This is a genomic window from Vibrio sp. 1401, from assembly GCF_033340295.1.
Map to the genome: position 1 here is coordinate 64,396 of NZ_JAWOWF010000013.1, position 17,554 is coordinate 81,949.

A 17,554-nucleotide genomic window follows, 5' to 3' on the forward strand; every position below is an offset into this window, starting at 1 on the left:
TTATTAGCGGAACTTAATGAGGAAGCGACGTTTATTCCTCTGGAATATCGTCCCTGACTTCGATCATTTCAGCAAGCTCTTCAAGTGCTTGGACAGAAAGCTCAGACAAGCGTTGTAGGTGTTGGTCTAAGCTCTCTTGTTCTTCAAGCTCTGGTTCATCATTATTTGTTTCTTTTATTAGCATTTCCCAACCTCTCAAGTTGAGTAAGGGGAGCTCTCATCATACTCAAAAGGCAAAGTAGAAAAGAAACGATCTATGTTGATTTTGTTAGCTCGATCATTGATTCAACTTATATATGAGAAGGATGTGTTTAATAAGGAGAGCAAGTGCAAGGTTTTTGGATGCGGGAACAAAAACGCCAGTAATCATGACAATTACTGGCGAGTAATAACGAACATTATGTCGAAGGGTTAGAACAACGGCTTCACACCGAACTGCTCTGCCGCGTAAGCGACGCGTTCAATCGGTTTTGGATACTCAGCAGGTGTGCCAAGGCTCTCTATGTGTTTCAAACGAGGAAGCAAGCCTGCACCATTAGCGATTTGGATTGCCAGACCAGGGCGAGCGTTAAGCTCTAAAACCATAGGCCCTTCATCTTTATCCAGCACCATATCCGTACCCATGTATCCCAAACCTGTCATTTCCCAGGCACTTGACGCAAGCTCCAGCAAGCGCTCCCAATGCGGTACTTGAAGGGTCGAAAGGTCTTTACCTGTATCAGGGTGATGAGTCACTGGATGATCGAACTGCACCGCTCTGACGGCTTTACCTGTCGCGATGTCAATGCCTACTCCTACCGCACCTTGGTGAAGGTTTGCTTTGCCGTCGGAAGCCGCTGTAGAACAGCGCATCATCGCCATAACTGGATAACCTTTAAATACGATGATCCGAACATCTGGTACGCCTTCATAACTGAAGCCATCAAAACAGTCATCAAACTTGATTAAGTTTTCAACCACAGCAACGTCATTTTTACCACCAAGAGAGAAAAGGCCAGCAAGCGCATTACTAATGTGACGCTCGACCTCATCCCTACCAATTGTAGAGCCGGAGGGTTTGGTATATACCCCGTTTTTGTGAGACGTAACAACCAGAATGCCTTTACCGCCACTACCTTGTGCAGGTTTGATTACAAAACCAGGCCAGTTTTCAACCATTTTGTGGATAGTCTTAACTTCAGCTTGGTTATGAATGACACCGATCAGGGCAGGAACTGTTGCTCCTGCTGCCTGTGCAATAATTTTGGTCTTTAGCTTGTCATCGACAAGTGGGTATTTAGAACGATCATTGTAACGGCCAATATAGCTGTGGTTACGCTTGTTCATCCCCATAATGCCTTTATGGCGAAGCTTAGACGGCGAAGTAAAACTTTCGAACATCGTTTAGTCCTCCGCTAGTGGTTTGAAGCGTCGTAGCTCAGTGAGGCGGTAACCTGTGTAAGTACCTAGTAATAGAATACCGGCCAGAACAATCAACTGTAGACCAATGAAGTTAAAGGTTAAGTGTTGAATGTATGAGTTCGTCATTGCAAGGTAAACTAATACCGCTGTCAGCAATGAACCACCACCTTGCAGAGCAACTTCCTTCGCACCTTCTTCTTCCCATAGGATTGACATACGTTCAATCGTCCAAGACAAGATTATCATAGGGAAGAAGGTAATTGTTAGGCCTTCCGTTAAGCCCATCTTAAACGCAACAACGGTGAACACCGAGATGATCATGATAACGGTAATAATGACCGCAGATATCCTTGCTACCAGCAATAAGTTCAACCTAGACAAATAGCTTCGAATAATCAGGCCTGTACCTACAATTAGCAAGAAACCGACAATACCCGTTAATAGTTGAGTTTGAACAAAAGCAACGGCAATCAACACAGGCATGAAGGTACCGGATGTTTTCAGGCCGATAATCACACGCAAGAACACAACGATCAGAGCACCAATAGGGATGAGCATGATGGTTTTGAACATCGCTTGCTCTTCCAAAGGTAAGCTATGAATTGAAATATTCAGTAATCCATCTGCTTCTATTTTGTTGTTTGTAGCTTGTTGTGGTGTCATTTCTTGCTTAATCATCGAGAAATGCACTTGGCTATTTTTACCACCAACAAGGTCAAGTAAGGATACGTTTGATTCATCCCACACTAACAAGTTGGGTTTCACTGCTTTTTGTTCGGATTTTGGCGAAAACAGTACCCAATCTTTACCTGACCAAACCTGAACCATTGGTTGAATTGTTTGGCGTCGACGACCATCTTCTAGTTCGATAACACCGACGGTTTTGCTTTGTATACCTGCGGTAAGCAAAATATTATGCAGTGCATCAGTACGGCTGAAATCGTTCAGTAGTAGCGACGAGTTTTGGCTATCTGGGTCATTAAGCGCTTTGATAAGCTCACGAGTAAACGTCACATTATCGGCTGAGCGACTCATCGCACGTTCGATAAGGGCATTTGCCGCTGCTGCTTGTGGTGCTGATAGCGTTGGTGGCGTAATGTCTTCCGTTGGCGGTAAAGGAGTGACTTTAGCCTGAGGGTCTACTAAGAACTGGGCTTTGTAGTATATGGTTTGTGGCCCTTGAGCTTGGCGAATTGACCATTCTGCACGACGGCCTGAATCGTCATTGATGTAGGAAACGCCATAACCTGATGAGGAAGCAGATTCACCGATAAGTGTGTAACCACTTTGTGTATGAGGTGCTGCAAGTGACGCTTTTACTTCGTTGCCGTTAGCATTGAACTCAATACGAGCTTCTACATCCCATACCTGGCGAGTTTCGCCTGGCGTCCAAGGCACGCCGTAGTTTTCATGTCTGAAAACACTCAGAGCAATGCCCGCAATCACCAATAAGATGATAGAAAGGTAAAACGGTATTTTTGACGTCATAATCTACCTTATTATTTTTTATCTTCGTCCGTTTGGATATAGGTACGACTTACATCGACAAGTGCTATGTCGCGCATAAATTCTCTACCCAGTAAAATAGGATGGTTCATATGTGAGCGATCTGCCAACGTAAATTGCGCTTTTTCATGAATTTTTCCAACGCGCACCCAAAGTTCTACCACAGCGCGGCGTTCTAACTCTTCACTGGTAACCTGGCGGATTTTGACGTAGCGAATGACAGGAGCTTCGATCCAAGTACTTTTCTCTTCTTCGGATTTACTGGTGTCTGCTAAGTGGAATCGGACCCATTTTTTGCCATTTCTTTCGAACTCTTCAATATCAACGGCATTTAAAGACGACGTCGCGGCACCAGTGTCGATACGTGCATCAAAAGTTTGCTTAATCGACTCTACAGTGACCTTTTCGATAGAGCCAAGGACAATATCGTGAGTTGGGGTTGGTTCCACAGGAGCGGGAGATTGGACAATAATCGGCTCTTTCGGTTTTTTTACTTCTGCCATTGCTTCATCGCGAAATGTAAGAAGTTCAACCTGTAGTTTATCGACTTGTTCTTCAAGGCTGTCGATATAGTCCGATTGGTTGCTGAGCTGTAGCTCTAGGTTGGTAATGCGATTATTGACATTCGCTTCTGAATTTTGAATCGCCGCTAACGTTTCTTGGTGGTACTGTTCGCCTTTGGTTAGTGAGCATCCAGATAGTAAGGCGATGGCAACAATCGGGGTCAATCGTAATAACATTGAAAACCTTGGGATTGGATTAAGTTGTTTATTTTTTAGGAGTTTAGCTTATATCGATAAAGCCTCACAAGTAAGAATGTTTCTCTATTACTTATTGTTTGAGGAATAGTGATGAAAAGCCAAAAATCAAGGACATAAAAGCGCATCCTTATTTAGAGCGTGCTTATATTTTGACGTGAAAAATGGATTCAAAAATCAAACTCGCTCATTACGAGGAAAGAGGGTAATGTCTTAACTCGTAAAATGAGTTAAGACAATGTCAGGAATCTCAGCGAATTATGATTTGCGAGCGACAAGAACCGCGCGGCGAGGGGCAGGGTAGCCTTCTACAGTCTTGCTTGGGTCGTTCGGATCTAAGTAGTCAGGTAGAGAGTTATGCGTCATCCAATCTGTGGTACGTTGTTCATCTACGGATGTGATGTTTTCATCAACGATACGAACATCTTCAAAACCGACCAATTCTAACCACACTTTTAGGGCTTTTGCTGAAGGGAAGAAATAGACATTACGCATTTGCGCGTAACGAGAAGTCGGGACCAGTACTGCATTCTCATCACCTTCAATCACGAGTGTTTCCAATACGAGTTCACCACCAGATACCAATTGATCTTTTAGTTGCACTAAATGATCGAGAGGCGAGCGGCGATGGTAAAGCACGCCCATGCTGAATACCGTATCGAACGCTTCTAACTTAGGTAGTTGTTCAATACCCAATGGCAATAGGTGTGCACGTTGGTCATCGCCCATTAGTTTACGAATTGCTTCGAACTGAATTAGAAACAGGTGAGATGGATCGATACCGACAGTTAAGCGTGCACCTTCGCCTAGCATGCGCCACATGTGGTAGCCGTTACCACAACCTACATCGAGTACGCTGCGATTTTTTAATGGTGAAATATGCGGAAGCACGCGGTCCCATTTCCAATCACTGCGCCACTCAGTATCAATATGGATGCCGTGTACGTTGTATGGGCCTTTGCGCCAAGGATGGAATGTACGAAGTAAGCTTTCTAGCTTTTTAAGTTCCCCTTGAGGCATGGGCTCATTGTTTGAAATCGTGACAGAATCAACAATGTTGATGTTGTCCGGTCTACCCGCTGGGATTTTGTTCAGGGCTTTCAACCAGCGACCAAAGTCACCGTGCTCTGCATTTTGCCAATCCGTTAGCTGTTGTGGAAGCACATTAAGCCAAGGTTGAAGACGGGTGTCTTGGGCAATCAATTGGTAGAAATTTGCAAAGTTAAACATAGTTAGTTAATCGCTGAGTTGATGGGTATAAATTATTAACAAAAGCCGAAATCGGTATGGTTCAGGCTTTGTATGCATGGTCTATTTAATCGCGAACATGGAGCCGAAGTTAAAGCATTGGAACCAAACATCGTAGCTAGAAAAGCCAATTTTAGCGAAACGCTCTTTATGTTCTTTCTTTGAATCTGGGCGCATTACGTTTTCTATCGCGCTGCGCTTTTGGCTGATTTCTAGTTCGCTATAACCATTCGCACGTTTAAAGTCGTGGTGAAGGTCAATTAACAGTTCGTTCGAAACTTCATCTTCGAAGACGAATTTCTCCGATAGAATCAAAATGCCGCCTGGACGCAGGCCTGCGTAAATTTTCTCGAGCAAGGAGTAACGATCTTCTGGAGAGAGGAATTGCAAAGTGAAGTTCAACACCACCACTGACGCGTTTTCAATTTCGATATTGCGAATGTCTGCTTCTACTACATCCACAGGAGTGTCACTGCGGTAAGCGTTGACGTGAAGTTTACAACGCTCAACCATCGCAGGAGAGTTGTCCACTGCGATGATTTGGCAACCTTCTTGTTTGATATGGCGACGCATAGACAATGTTGCAGCACCCAAAGAACAGCCAAGGTCATAGATGTTTGAGTGAGGTTTTACAAAACGCTCTGCCAGCATACCGATTGCAGAAATGATATTGCTGTAACCCGGTACCGATCGTTGAATCATGTCAGGAAATACTTCCGCTACGCGTTCATCGAACGTGAAATCCCCAATTTTATCGATTGGAGCCGAAAAAATAGTATCTGGATTGCTCTTAGGGTTCATAACTAAGTCTCTGCATACAAGCCGCCTGAAAATGTCAGGCACCAAAAAAGGCGCGTATTTTATGGGAATTTCGCGCCTCTGTCATGTGTTGCGTTAGAACATCTGTAACTGCGAGTTGCCATCGTCAGCTGGGAAAGGTGATAACTCAGGGAGTGTGATACGCTTTTGTATGTCTTTATATAGGTTTGCGGCCAACTCTGGCGCAATTATATTGTCTGCGGTATGGATCATGACATATGGCTGTTTACCTTCGGCAATCCATTGTGGCAACTTGTTGAGCCATGGTTTAAAAAACTCGTAATTTTGTTGTTCTTCTGGATGACCAATAAAGCGAATCAAAGGATGTGAAGCGGTAGCAATGGCGTGAACAGGGACTCGTGGTTTTTTCATTTGTGCATCAATAATCGCCTCATTGTCGGGCTTAGCGGCAAAGACTGGGCGGCTATCCATAATAATGCGGTCAATATTATTCTCTACTAACCATTGGTTAAGTGCTCGCTCTTCTTCGCCTTTGGAGAAAAATGCCATATGGCGAACCTCAACACCGAGAGGGAAGTTAGGTGGAAAGCTCGCGCAGAACTTTTTCAGTCGATCAAGGTGCTCAGGACCAAATGCGGCTGGTAATTGAATTGTCCATTGGCCTACACGGTCATGCAAAGGCTCCATGACTTTCATGAAGTCTCTCAGTTGTTCGCTGCAACCTCTTAGCATTTGCTCATGAGTAATGGCTTTAGGAAGTTTGAAAGTAAAGCGAAAATCATCGTGGGTTGCGGCTCTCCAGTTTTGCACTGTATTGAGCGTCGGTGTGGCATAAAATGTCGTGTTGCCTTCCACGGTATGAAACACTTGCGCATACCTTTCTAAACGTTCAGCGGGCTTTGTCCCGCTGCCGTAAAAACTTTGTTGCCATTGATTGTGCGACCACATCGTCAATCCAAGTCGAAGAGGTAAGTTATCCATTATTCTTTACTGCTTGCTACTCGTGTGAATACTTTACGAGAGTTTTGCTGAAATAGGTAATTTCACGCTATAATCCTCCCCAATTTTTTCGCTTTGGTGCGCTTTTGAACATTTGTTGTACTAAAAAGCACCAGTGAATGATAAAACACACGTAATTGTATGTTGAGTAGTCGATTTTCGTGGACATTCAGCGTATAACTGAATCTTTACTCTGCTTAGCAATGAGGCTGACAGAGCGTAGTTAACAACATTTGAGAGATTGGGAATTTCATTATGCGTACCCATTACTGTGGTCACCTGAACAAGTCCCTTGCAGGACAAACTGTAGAACTTTGCGGCTGGGTTAACCGTCGTCGTGATTTAGGCGGTCTTATTTTTATTGATATGCGAGATCGCGAAGGTATCGTTCAGGTAGTTGTTGATCCAGATATGGCGGATGCGTATGAAGTGGCGAACACACTTCGTAATGAATTCTGTATCAAACTAACGGGTGAAGTGCGCGTTCGCCCAGAGAGCCAAGCAAACAAAGACATGGCAACAGGTGAAGTTGAGATCCTTGCGAAAGGTCTTGAAATCATCAACCGTTCTGATGTTCTGCCTCTAGACTTCAACCAAAAGAACTCTGAAGAGCAGCGCCTGAAGTACCGTTACCTAGATCTACGTCGTCCAGAAATGAGCGACCGCATCAAGCTACGAGCTAAAGCGTCTAGCTTTGTTCGTCGTTTCCTAGATGACAACGGTTTCCTAGACATCGAAACACCAGTCCTAACAAAAGCGACTCCAGAAGGCGCTCGTGACTACCTAGTACCTAGCCGTGTTCACAAAGGCAGCTTCTACGCGCTTCCTCAGTCTCCACAGCTATTCAAACAACTTCTAATGATGTCTGGTTTTGACCGTTACTACCAAATCGTTAAGTGTTTCCGTGATGAAGACTTGCGTGCTGACCGTCAACCAGAATTCACTCAGATCGATATCGAAACGTCATTCATGACGGCTGACCAAGTTCGTGCAACGACTGAGAAAATGGTTCGTGAAATGTGGCAAGAGCTACTAAACGTTGACCTAGGTGAATTCCCAGTAATGCCGTTCAGCGAAGCGATTCGTCGTTTCGGTTCTGACAAGCCAGACCTACGTAACCCACTGGAACTAGTAGACGTTGCTGACCTAGTGAAAGACGTTGAGTTCAAAGTATTCTCAGGTCCAGCAAACGACGAAAAAGGCCGCGTTGCCGTTATTCGCGTTCCAGGTGGTGCTTCTCTGACTCGTAAGCAAATTGATGGCTACGGTGAATTCGTTGGCATCTACGGTGCGAAAGGTCTAGCTTGGATGAAGGTTAACGACCGTGCAGCGGGCATGGAAGGTATCCAATCTCCAGTCGCTAAGTTCCTAAATGAAGACGTGATCAACGGCATTCTAGATCGTACTCAAGCGGAATCTGGTGACATTATCCTATTTGGCGCTGATAAAGCGGGCATCGTTGCAGAAGCAATGGGTGCGCTACGTTTGAAACTAGGTAAAGACCTAGAGCTAACGGATGAGTCTGCATGGGCTCCACTATGGGTTGTTGACTTCCCAATGTTCGAAGAAGATGACGAAGGCAACCTACACGCGATGCACCACCCATTCACATCGCCTCTAGGTGTGACTGCAGAAGAGCTAAAAGCAAACCCAGCTGCGGCAAATTCTAACGCTTACGATATGGTTCTAAATGGCTACGAAGTGGGCGGCGGCTCTGTTCGTATCCACAACGCAGATATGCAAGAAGCCGTATTTGATATTCTAGGCATCACACCTGAAGAGCAACAGCTTAAGTTCGGCTTCCTGCTTGATGCGCTGAAATTCGGTACGCCTCCACATGCTGGTCTTGCATTTGGTCTAGACCGTCTAGTAATGCTGCTATGTGGTACAGAGAACATCCGTGATGTTATCGCGTTCCCTAAAACAACAGCAGCGGCGTGTCTACTAACAGACGCACCAAGTATTGCGAACCCAGCAGCGCTAGAAGAGCTAGCAATCGCAGTAACTGCAGCGAAAGAAAAAGACGCAGAATAAGCGCACAACATTTGAAGAAAACTCCCGCAACTGCGGGAGTTTTTGTTTAAATAAACCCAAGAAACTTCCAAAGCAATTTCCCAAGCAACGCTTTTAGAACATGTTTTGTTATTAAGCGTCAAAATACATTAAAAGGTGAATTATGGCTGGTCATAGTAAATGGGCGAATATTCGTCACCGTAAAGCAGCGCAAGATGCGAAGCGCGGCAAAATTTTTACTAAATTAATCCGTGAAATCGTTGTTGCGGCAAAAGAGGGGGGCGGTGAGCCAGAAAATAACCCACGTTTGCGAGCAGCAATTGATAAAGCACTGTCTAACAACATGACACGTGACACTGTCAACCGCGCTGTCAGCCGAGGTGCTGGTGGTGAAGGCGACGACAACATGGAAACCGTGATCTATGAAGGTTATGGTCCAGGTGGTACGGCGGTCATGGTTGAATGTATGACGGATAACCGAAATCGTACGGTATCTGGCGTACGCCATGCATTCTCAAAGTCAGGCGGTAATCTGGGGACGGATGGTAGCGTCAACTATCTTTTCGACAAGAAAGGCGTGATTTCATATGGCCCAGGTTTAGATGAGGATGCGGTAATGGAAGTGGCATTAGAAAGTGGTGCTGATGACATTGAAACGGCAGAAGATGGCTCGATTGATGTCTACACGGCCCCAGGCGACTTTGGACTCGTAAAAGATGCCCTTGATGCCGCAGGTTTTGAGGCAGAGAACGCGGAGGTGTCGCTGATCCCATCTACGAAAGCAGATTTGGACGCGGATACTGCGCCAAAACTACTTCGTTTGATTGACGCTTTGGAAGATCTGGACGACGTTCAAGAGGTTTATCACAATGGTGATATCTCTGACGACGTTGCGGCTACGCTAGATTAAACTCAAGGTGTCGGGAGCGGTATTTGCTCCGAAGTTAGCAAGTAATAATAAAAAGACTGAGGCCGAATTAGGCCTCATTTTTAGGAACATTCATGTCAATTATTTTGGGCATTGACCCAGGTTCGCGCATTACCGGCTATGGGGTCATTCGTCAAAATGGACGCCACTTGCAATACCTTGGTAGTGGCTGCATTCGTACTTCAGAAAAAGAACTTCCGGGTCGGCTTAAACAGATTTATGCAGGCGTCACGGAAATCATTACCCAGTTTCAACCGGACGTTTTCGCGATCGAGCAAGTGTTTATGGCCAAAAACGCGGATTCAGCGCTAAAACTTGGCCAAGCTCGTGGCAGTGCAATTGTTGCTGCGGTGAATGCGGAGTTGCCGGTATTTGAATACGCGGCTCGTCTTATTAAGCAAGCTGTCGTCGGCACTGGTGGCGCGGACAAAGCGCAAGTTCAGCATATGGTTCAGCAGATGCTTAAATTGCCCGCCAAGCCTCAAGCGGATGCAGCCGATGCTTTAGGTGTGGCGATTTGTCATGCCAATACTAACAAGACTCTCGTTGCGTTAGCGGGCAAAGCAACCAGTGCCAGAAAAGGGCGCTACCGTTAAAATTAACTGGATGTCTATCCAGTTCTTTATTATCCTGTCGCAAATTCATTTCCAAAGAGTATTTATAGTGATTGGACGTCTTCGTGGCATACTGATTGAAAAACAACCACCTGAAGTATTAATTGAAGTTAATGGCATTGGCTATGAAGTCCAGATGCCAATGAGCTGTTTTTACGAACTGCCAAATGTTGGCGAAGAAGCCATTATTTATACTCACTTTGTTGTCCGTGAAGATGCGCAATTGCTATACGGTTTCAACACAGTAAAAGAACGAGCACTTTTCCGTGAAGTGATCAAAGCCAATGGCGTTGGTCCTAAACTCGGTCTTGGTATTCTCTCTGGTATGACAGCAACGCAATTTGTTACTTGTGTGGAACATGAAGACGTTTCTACGCTGGTTAAGCTTCCAGGCGTTGGCAAGAAAACCGCAGAGAGATTGGTTGTTGAAATGAAAGACCGCTTGAAAGGGTGGGGCGCTGGCGATCTATTTACACCATTTACGGATGCTGCTCCTGCGGATTCTAGTGCGACATCCAACAACGCGGAAGAAGAAGCAATCAGTGCGCTTCTAGCTCTAGGTTACAAGCCGACTCAAGCGTCGAAAGTGGTATCTCAGATCGCTAAACCGGACATGAGCAGTGAGCAAATGATCCGTGAAGCTCTAAAATCAATGGTGTAACGCTGGTTGCACAGTGAACATTTGTTCAAGATAACTCATTCTCTAAGGTTAATGCCAATCGCTTAACGATGTTTTTTGTGTCATTCCAGCGAGCCTGGCGAGACTGGGAATCTAATAGCAGCACGCTGAGCGGTTAATGAAACAATTTGACCATAAATCGCTCGGATAGAAGATCCTGTATCACGCTCCTTCGTCGCTGTACAGGATGACGAGATATAGAAATATGCCACTTGCTGTTAAACGAGCGGCATTATTCTTTCAGGTAACCATTTTTCAAGGTAAAAAGATGATTGAAGCCGATCGTTTAATCGCGCCAGAAAACCCTGCCTTTCGTGATGAAGATGTCATTGATCGTGCTATTCGGCCAAAAAAATTAGCGGATTACCAAGGTCAGGACCATGTCCGTGACCAAATGGAGATCTTCATTAAAGCTGCTCAGTTACGTAGCGAAGCACTTGATCACCTTTTGATTTTTGGTCCCCCAGGTTTGGGTAAAACCACACTTGCGAACATCGTTGCCAATGAAATGGAAGTGAACATTCGCACTACTTCAGGCCCTGTACTTGAGAAAGCAGGCGATTTGGCCGCGCTGTTAACCAACCTCGAAGAAAACGATGTGTTGTTCATCGATGAGATTCACCGCTTGAGCCCGATGGTTGAAGAGGTGCTGTATCCGGCGATGGAAGATTATCAACTGGATATTATGATCGGTGAAGGTCCGGCCGCTCGTTCTATTAAGATCGATTTACCACCATTTACGTTAATTGGTGCGACGACCCGAGCGGGCTCTTTAACGTCACCATTGCGCGACCGCTTTGGTATTACTCAGCGCCTTGAGTTTTATAAGATAAAAGACCTCCAAGATATCGTGCAGCGAAGCGCGGATTGTTTAGGTTTATCAATGGAACCTGAAGGTGCATTGGAAGTGGCAAGACGTGCGCGTGGCACACCACGTATTGCTAACCGTTTGCTACGTCGTGTTCGTGATTATGCGGAAGTAAAAGGCAATGGTCACATTTGTGCCGATGTTGCCGATAAGGCGTTGAATATGCTTGATGTGGACGCCGAAGGCTTCGATTACATGGACCGTAAGCTACTACTCGCGATTATGGAAAAATTTGGTGGTGGTCCGGTCGGGCTCGACAACATGGCAGCGGCGATAGGTGAAGAAAAGGACACTATTGAAGACGTTCTTGAACCTTATCTTATTCAGCAAGGTTATTTACAACGCACTCCGCGTGGAAGAATCGCGACAGATCGTGCGTATTTGCATTTCGGAATTGAAAAATAAGATTCCCTCGCTGGGCCGTTGTTGCCCAGCGCTTCATTAAAGTTGACCAAACTCACATTTTTTGAATTTTTTCTCATACTGGTTTAGTAAGTAAAAAGCATTGATTGTTAACTCGATGTTTGCTTGCAACTGGTTAATTTCTCTCCTGATTACTCTCTCTTAACATCCGTATCCAATACTGGTTGATCTAGATCAATGTGATGGATTTTTGTGCAAATTCCGCGCATAAACATTGATGTATATCAAAGCGCGTTACGGCTATAAACCTTTTGAAACAATCTGTTTTTACAAGTAATATTAGCCCCAGCTATATTAGCTGATGCTTAACAATTAACTAACCAATGAAGCACATTTTTGCAACAATGAGTTGTGATAATTCAACATTTTTCAAGTGTAAATAACACCTGAATATGGATTGCAATATGTAGAGAGTGTCATTCAGCCGACACATAGGAGTTACCATGATTGACGTAGTTGATCTATCGCGGTTGCAGTTTGCACTGACAGCGATGTATCACTTCCTATTCGTACCATTGACCCTTGGTATGGCCTTCCTTCTGGCCATTATGGAATCGATGTACGTAATGACGAACAAGCAAATCTATAAGGACATGACCAAGTTCTGGGGTAAGCTATTCGGTATTAACTTTGCACTTGGTGTGGCGACAGGCCTTACCATGGAGTTCCAGTTTGGTACGAACTGGTCTTACTACTCCCACTATGTAGGTGATATCTTCGGTGCACCGCTAGCGATCGAAGCACTTGTCGCATTCTTCCTGGAGTCAACTTTTGTTGGTCTATTCTTCTTCGGGTGGGATCGTCTATCTAAACGCCAACACTTAGCGGTTACCTGGCTTGTGGCACTAGGCTCTAACTTCTCTGCTCTTTGGATTCTTATCGCAAACGGCTGGATGCAAAACCCAGTAGGCGCAGATTTCAACTTCGAAACCATGCGAATGGAAATGGTGAGCTTCTCTGAGGTTGTACTAAACCCAGTTGCTCAGGTTAAGTTCGTGCATACGGTTGCTTCTGGTTACACTTGTGGCGCAATGTTTATTCTAGGCATCAGTTCATACTACCTATTAAAAGGTCGTGACATTGCGTTTGCTCGTCGTTCGTTTGCTATTGCTGCTTCTTTCGGTATTGCAGCTATCTTATCTACCATCGTTCTTGGTGACGAATCTGGCTACGAGCTTGGTGAAGTTCAAAAAGTGAAACTCGCTGCAATTGAAGCAGAGTGGCACACTGAACCTGCACCTGCCGCATTTACGTTATTTGGTGTTCCTAACCAGGAAACGATGCATACCGATTACGCAATTAAGATCCCTTACGTAATGGGTATTATCGCGACACGTTCTTTTGATGAGCAAGTAACAGGTCTTCGTGATTTACGTGATGAACACGTCGATCGTATTCGTGACGGCATGTACGCTTATGAACTTCTAGAGAAGCTTCGTGCGGGCGATAAGTCAGAAGAAAACATGACTGCGTTTGATGAAGTGAAAGGTGACCTAGGTTACGGTCTACTTCTAAAACGCTACACAGACAATGTTGTTGATGCAACAGAAGAGCAAATCCAAGCTGCTGCGGACGACTCAATCCCAACAGTATGGCCGCTATTCTGGTCATTCCGTATCATGGTTGCTTGTGGCTTCATCATGTTGTTTGTCTTTGGTGCGGCGTTTATCCAAACGTGTCGTCAGAAGATTGAGCAGAAACAATGGATTCTAAAAGCTGCACTATTTAGCATTCCACTACCTTGGATTGCAATTGAAGCGGGTTGGTTCGTCGCTGAGTACGGCCGTCAACCTTGGGCTGTAGGTGAAATTTTACCAGTGCATGTTGCAGCTTCTGCACTAACTGCAGGTGAAATCTGGACTTCACTCTTCGCAATTCTGGCGCTATACACGGTATTCCTGATTGCAGAAGTTTACCTAATGTTGAAATTCGCTCGTAAAGGTCCAAGTAGCCTGAAAACGGGTCGCTACCACTTCGAGCAAAATGCTGACTCTGTTGAAGACAAAGTTAGTCGCCAAGTAGAAGCGTAAGGTAAGGAGATAACAAGATGTTTGATTACGAAATCTTGCGACTCATCTGGTGGGTACTAATCGGTGTTCTACTAGTTGGTTTTGCAGTAACAGACGGCTTCGATATGGGTGTAGGCGCGCTTGTACCTATCATCGGTAAAAACGACACGCAACGCCGTGTCATGATTAACTCAATTGCTCCTCACTGGGATGGTAACCAAGTTTGGCTTATCACTGCTGGTGGTGCACTGTTCGCAGCTTGGCCTTTGGTTTACGCAACGTCATTTTCAGGCTTCTACTTAGCGATGATTTTGACACTAGCAGCGCTATGGCTTCGTCCTCTGGGCCTAGACTACCGTTCTAAAATCGAAGATCCAAAATGGCGCAATACCTGGGATATCTGTATCTCAATCAGTGGTTTTGTTCCGCCAATCATCTTTGGTGTAGCGTTTGGCAACCTTCTACAAGGTGTACCATTCCAATTGAGTGAGTTCTTGATGCCAACATACCATGGCTCATTCTTTGGTCTACTAAACCCATTTGCACTGTTGTGTGGTCTAGTAAGCTTGTTCATGATTTTGATGCAAGGTTCTACTTGGCTACAAATGAAAACAACAGGCGAAGTGCATGTGCGTGCGCGCAACGTTGCTCAGTTGGCTGGTTTACTGACGGTTGCTGCGTTTGTAGCGGCTGGTTTCTGGATCCAAAATATCGATGGTTACGTCATTGTTGGCGGTATCGACACTAACGCTGCTTCTAACCCTCTAAACAAAGAGGTTATCCGTGAAGCTGGTGCGTGGATGAAGAACTTTGAAAACTACCCACTACTATGGGCTGCTCCTGTATTAGGTGTTGCAATGCCGCTTCTCGCTGTATTGGCATCTCGTCTTGAAAAATGTGCGATTTCGTTCATTACTTCAAGCTTGGGTGTTGCTGGTGTTATCTTTACTGCAGGTTTTGCGATGTTCCCATTCATCATGCCTTCAGACTTAATGCCAAGCCACAGCTTAACAATGTGGGATGCAACGTCATCTGAGCTGACTCTGAACCTAATGACAGGCGTTGCGTTTGTTATGGTGCCAATCATCCTTGGCTACACATCTTGGACTTACTACAAGATGTTTGGTCGCCTTGATGACCAGTACATTGAAGACAACAAAAACTCACTTTACTAAGGAGCATTTACTATGTGGTATTTCGCATGGATTCTAGGTGTACTACTTGCTTGTGCATTCGGTATCATCAACGCTCTTTGGCTAGAGCACTCAGAAATGATGGATAAAGACAGTGAGTAACCTCGCTGATAAGGTAGCGAAACTTCACGCACCAATGGATAAGACTCTGCTACGAGTCTTATCTCTCATCCTTGGCTTTATGCACGTAGGATTGGTGATGTGGGACCCTGAAGCTTACCATCAAGCAATTGGTGGTTTTAACTCAATCATCGCACCAGCACTGATTTGGTCTGTATGTTCAAGCATGGTGTATGGGGTGGGCTTCAAGCCAAGAAACTGGTACTGGCAAGTTTTGTTTAGTCCTTATTTCTCGTTAGCTATCTTAATTTATCTAACGGCACTTTATTTCATTTAGGCTGAAATATGCTGTAATAAAGTCGGTTACTAAATCATCGAATAAAAGCTAGGTATCTCGCCTAGCTTTTATTTTTTCTACAAATTTCAAAAATATTTCCTTAGCTCGGTACCAATTGCTGTCGCTTCAGTTATAGTAATTACTTTAAAGAATTGAATATATTGGTACTCCCTTGCAAGGCACATCAAATCTCTTTCACTGGCCGATCACTGTTTACTATGAAGACACTGATGCGGGCGGTGTTGTATATCATTCTAATTATCTAAAATTCTTTGAGCGCGCACGGACAGAGATGTTACGTGCTAAAGGCATTTCTCAACATGTGTTACTGGAACAAAATATCGGCTTTGTTGTCCGACACATGGATATCGATTTCAACCAAGGCGCTAAGCTGGACGAGCATCTGACAGTCGTAACCCGAGTGTCAGAAATAAAACGTGCTTCTCTGCAATTCTGTCAAGAGTTGGTCAATGATCAAGGCAAGATATTGTGCAAGGCCTCGGTTAAGGTAGCATGTATCGATAATAAGAAAATGAAACCAATAGCTATTCCAACCTTTATAAATTCGGAGCTAACAAATAGTGACTGCTGATATTTCCATTTTAGATCTCTTTCTTCAGGCCAGTCTGTTGGTAAAGCTTGTGATGCTGACGTTGCTTGGCATGTCAATTGTGTCATGGGCAATGATCATCAAGCGCAGCAAAGTGCTTTCTCAAGCGTCAAAAAATGCAGAGCAGTTTGAAGACAAATTTTGGTCGGGTACTGATCTTTCTCAGCTTTACCAAAAAGTAAAAGCGCGTAAAGACGAAATTGAAGGCACAGAAGAAATCTTCTACGCAGGTTTTACAGAGTTTGCTCGCCTACGTAAGAGCAACGCAAATTCACCAGCTTACATCATGGAAGGCACTGGCCGCGCAATGCGCGTTGCTGTTTCTCGTGAAGTAGATGAGCTAGAAACAAGCTTACCGTTTTTGGCAACAGTCGGTTCTATAAGCCCTTATATCGGCCTATTTGGTACCGTTTGGGGCATCATGCACGCCTTTATTGCGCTGGGTGAAGTAAAGCAAGCTACGTTGTCTATGGTTGCACCGGGTATCGCCGAGGCACTTATCGCGACAGCGATGGGGCTATTTGCGGCTATTCCGGCAGTAATGGCGTACAACCGCCTAAGCAATAAAGTGAGTAAACTAGAGCACACTTACGCAACATTTTCTGAAGAATTCCACAGCATCCTTCATCGTCAAGCGATGGCTGGCCGAGACAGCGCGGATAAGGAATAAAGCATGGCGGGTTATCAACCTAAAAAGCGAAAAATGACAGCGGAGATCAACGTTGTTCCGTATATCGACGTAATGCTCGTACTGTTGATCATTTTTATGGCGACCGCTCCATTTGTGACTCAAGGCGTCGACGTTGATCTTCCGAAAACATCGACCGCAGAATCTATGCAAGACCTTGCTGGCGAGACTGACAGTAGCTTTATTATCATCGAAATTGATAGCGAGGGTAATTTAGGCCTAAGCGTAAATGATGAAGAAGTTCAGCGAGGTTTGTCGTTGCAAGATGTTATTGTGCGAGTGAAAGCGGAGCGAGAGGTTAAGCCGGATTCACCAGTTGCGGTAGGTGGCGACGCGGCAACACCATATGCCGATGTTGTTCTATTGCTAGATGAACTAAGTCGAGCTGGTATCCCTAAGGTAGGTCTAATGACCGATATCAGGGAATAGACATCAATTAT

Annotated in this window: 19 protein-coding genes; 12 read left to right on the forward strand and 7 right to left on the reverse strand. The window is 44.9% G+C overall.

The window, feature by feature from the left end:
* Positions 1 to 31: 31 nt before the first annotated feature.
* The 7 genes from R7Z77_RS09180 to R7Z77_RS09210 all read right to left on the reverse strand — a co-directional run bounded on the left by R7Z77_RS09180 (position 32) and on the right by R7Z77_RS09210 (position 6,674).
* Positions 32 to 184 (reverse strand): hypothetical protein, encoded by a 153-nt coding sequence (locus R7Z77_RS09180; RefSeq protein ID WP_005378381.1) that lies wholly within the window; start codon positions 182 to 184, stop codon positions 32 to 34.
* Positions 185 to 411: 227 nt separating this feature from the next.
* Positions 412 to 1,380: an alpha-L-glutamate ligase-like protein gene (locus R7Z77_RS09185; RefSeq protein ID WP_005378387.1), complete on the reverse strand. Its 969-nt coding sequence runs from the start codon at positions 1,378 to 1,380 to the stop codon at positions 412 to 414.
* A 3-nt stretch (positions 1,381 to 1,383) separates the two neighbouring features.
* The gene (locus R7Z77_RS09190) at positions 1,384 to 2,889 is read right to left on the reverse strand and encodes an inactive transglutaminase family protein (RefSeq protein ID WP_005378389.1); all 1,506 of its coding nucleotides are present in this window, start codon (positions 2,887 to 2,889) and stop codon (positions 1,384 to 1,386) included.
* 11 nt (positions 2,890 to 2,900) lie between these two features.
* Positions 2,901 to 3,647 carry an ATP-dependent zinc protease gene (locus tag R7Z77_RS09195; RefSeq protein WP_005378391.1) on the reverse strand — a complete coding sequence of 249 codons (747 nt, stop codon included), beginning with the start codon at positions 3,645 to 3,647 and terminating at the stop codon, positions 2,901 to 2,903.
* A gap of 276 nt (positions 3,648 to 3,923) precedes the next feature.
* Positions 3,924 to 4,895 carry a tRNA 5-methoxyuridine(34)/uridine 5-oxyacetic acid(34) synthase CmoB gene (gene cmoB / locus R7Z77_RS09200; protein ID WP_053307473.1) on the reverse strand — a complete coding sequence of 324 codons (972 nt, stop codon included), beginning with the start codon at positions 4,893 to 4,895 and terminating at the stop codon, positions 3,924 to 3,926.
* An 81-nt stretch (positions 4,896 to 4,976) separates the two neighbouring features.
* Positions 4,977 to 5,714, reverse strand: coding sequence for a carboxy-S-adenosyl-L-methionine synthase CmoA (gene cmoA / locus R7Z77_RS09205; protein WP_017635063.1), 738 nt, complete (start codon positions 5,712 to 5,714; stop codon positions 4,977 to 4,979).
* Positions 5,715 to 5,807: 93 nt separating this feature from the next.
* Positions 5,808 to 6,674, reverse strand: a complete 867-nt coding sequence (locus R7Z77_RS09210; RefSeq protein ID WP_064367988.1) for a DUF72 domain-containing protein — start codon at positions 6,672 to 6,674, stop codon at positions 5,808 to 5,810.
* 273 nt (positions 6,675 to 6,947) lie between these two features.
* Here R7Z77_RS09210 and aspS point away from each other — a divergent pair, with 273 nt between their 5' ends.
* From aspS to R7Z77_RS09270, 12 genes are all read left to right on the forward strand, one after another.
* The gene (aspS, locus tag R7Z77_RS09215) at positions 6,948 to 8,726 is read left to right on the forward strand and encodes an aspartate--tRNA ligase (RefSeq protein WP_005378401.1); all 1,779 of its coding nucleotides are present in this window, start codon (positions 6,948 to 6,950) and stop codon (positions 8,724 to 8,726) included.
* A gap of 142 nt (positions 8,727 to 8,868) precedes the next feature.
* Entirely contained in the window at positions 8,869 to 9,615 is a 747-nt protein-coding gene (locus R7Z77_RS09220) for a YebC/PmpR family DNA-binding transcriptional regulator (RefSeq protein WP_005378402.1), read from the forward strand.
* Between the two features lie 92 nt (positions 9,616 to 9,707).
* Positions 9,708 to 10,229, forward strand: coding sequence for a crossover junction endodeoxyribonuclease RuvC (gene ruvC, locus R7Z77_RS09225; RefSeq protein ID WP_005387909.1), 522 nt, complete (start codon positions 9,708 to 9,710; stop codon positions 10,227 to 10,229).
* A 67-nt stretch (positions 10,230 to 10,296) separates the two neighbouring features.
* Complete coding sequence (gene ruvA, locus R7Z77_RS09230) at positions 10,297 to 10,908, forward strand: Holliday junction branch migration protein RuvA (protein ID WP_017820041.1); 612 nt, start codon at positions 10,297 to 10,299, stop codon at positions 10,906 to 10,908.
* Positions 10,909 to 11,194: 286 nt separating this feature from the next.
* Positions 11,195 to 12,199 (forward strand): Holliday junction branch migration DNA helicase RuvB, encoded by a 1,005-nt coding sequence (ruvB, locus tag R7Z77_RS09235; RefSeq protein ID WP_005378312.1) that lies wholly within the window; start codon positions 11,195 to 11,197, stop codon positions 12,197 to 12,199.
* A gap of 461 nt (positions 12,200 to 12,660) precedes the next feature.
* Positions 12,661 to 14,247, forward strand: coding sequence for a cytochrome ubiquinol oxidase subunit I (gene cydA / locus R7Z77_RS09240; protein WP_005378311.1), 1,587 nt, complete (start codon positions 12,661 to 12,663; stop codon positions 14,245 to 14,247).
* 17 nt (positions 14,248 to 14,264) lie between these two features.
* Positions 14,265 to 15,401, forward strand: a complete 1,137-nt coding sequence (cydB, locus tag R7Z77_RS09245; RefSeq protein WP_006742909.1) for a cytochrome d ubiquinol oxidase subunit II — start codon at positions 14,265 to 14,267, stop codon at positions 15,399 to 15,401.
* Between the two features lie 12 nt (positions 15,402 to 15,413).
* Positions 15,414 to 15,521, forward strand: coding sequence for a cytochrome bd-I oxidase subunit CydX (gene cydX / locus R7Z77_RS09250; RefSeq protein WP_000270284.1), 108 nt, complete (start codon positions 15,414 to 15,416; stop codon positions 15,519 to 15,521).
* On the forward strand, positions 15,514 to 15,816 hold the full coding sequence (gene ybgE / locus R7Z77_RS09255; protein WP_005378304.1) for a cyd operon protein YbgE: 303 nt from the start codon (positions 15,514 to 15,516) through the stop codon (positions 15,814 to 15,816). Before cydX ends, ybgE begins: the two co-directional genes overlap by 8 nt.
* Positions 15,817 to 15,988: 172 nt before the next feature.
* Complete coding sequence (ybgC, locus tag R7Z77_RS09260) at positions 15,989 to 16,408, forward strand: tol-pal system-associated acyl-CoA thioesterase (protein WP_213967357.1); 420 nt, start codon at positions 15,989 to 15,991, stop codon at positions 16,406 to 16,408.
* Positions 16,398 to 17,096 carry a protein TolQ gene (gene tolQ, locus R7Z77_RS09265; protein ID WP_005378301.1) on the forward strand — a complete coding sequence of 233 codons (699 nt, stop codon included), beginning with the start codon at positions 16,398 to 16,400 and terminating at the stop codon, positions 17,094 to 17,096. The genes ybgC and tolQ overlap by 11 nt, the downstream gene beginning before the upstream one ends.
* Positions 17,097 to 17,099: 3 nt before the next feature.
* Positions 17,100 to 17,543, forward strand: a complete 444-nt coding sequence (locus tag R7Z77_RS09270; RefSeq protein WP_005378298.1) for an ExbD/TolR family protein — start codon at positions 17,100 to 17,102, stop codon at positions 17,541 to 17,543.
* Positions 17,544 to 17,554: the final 11 nt, after the last annotated feature.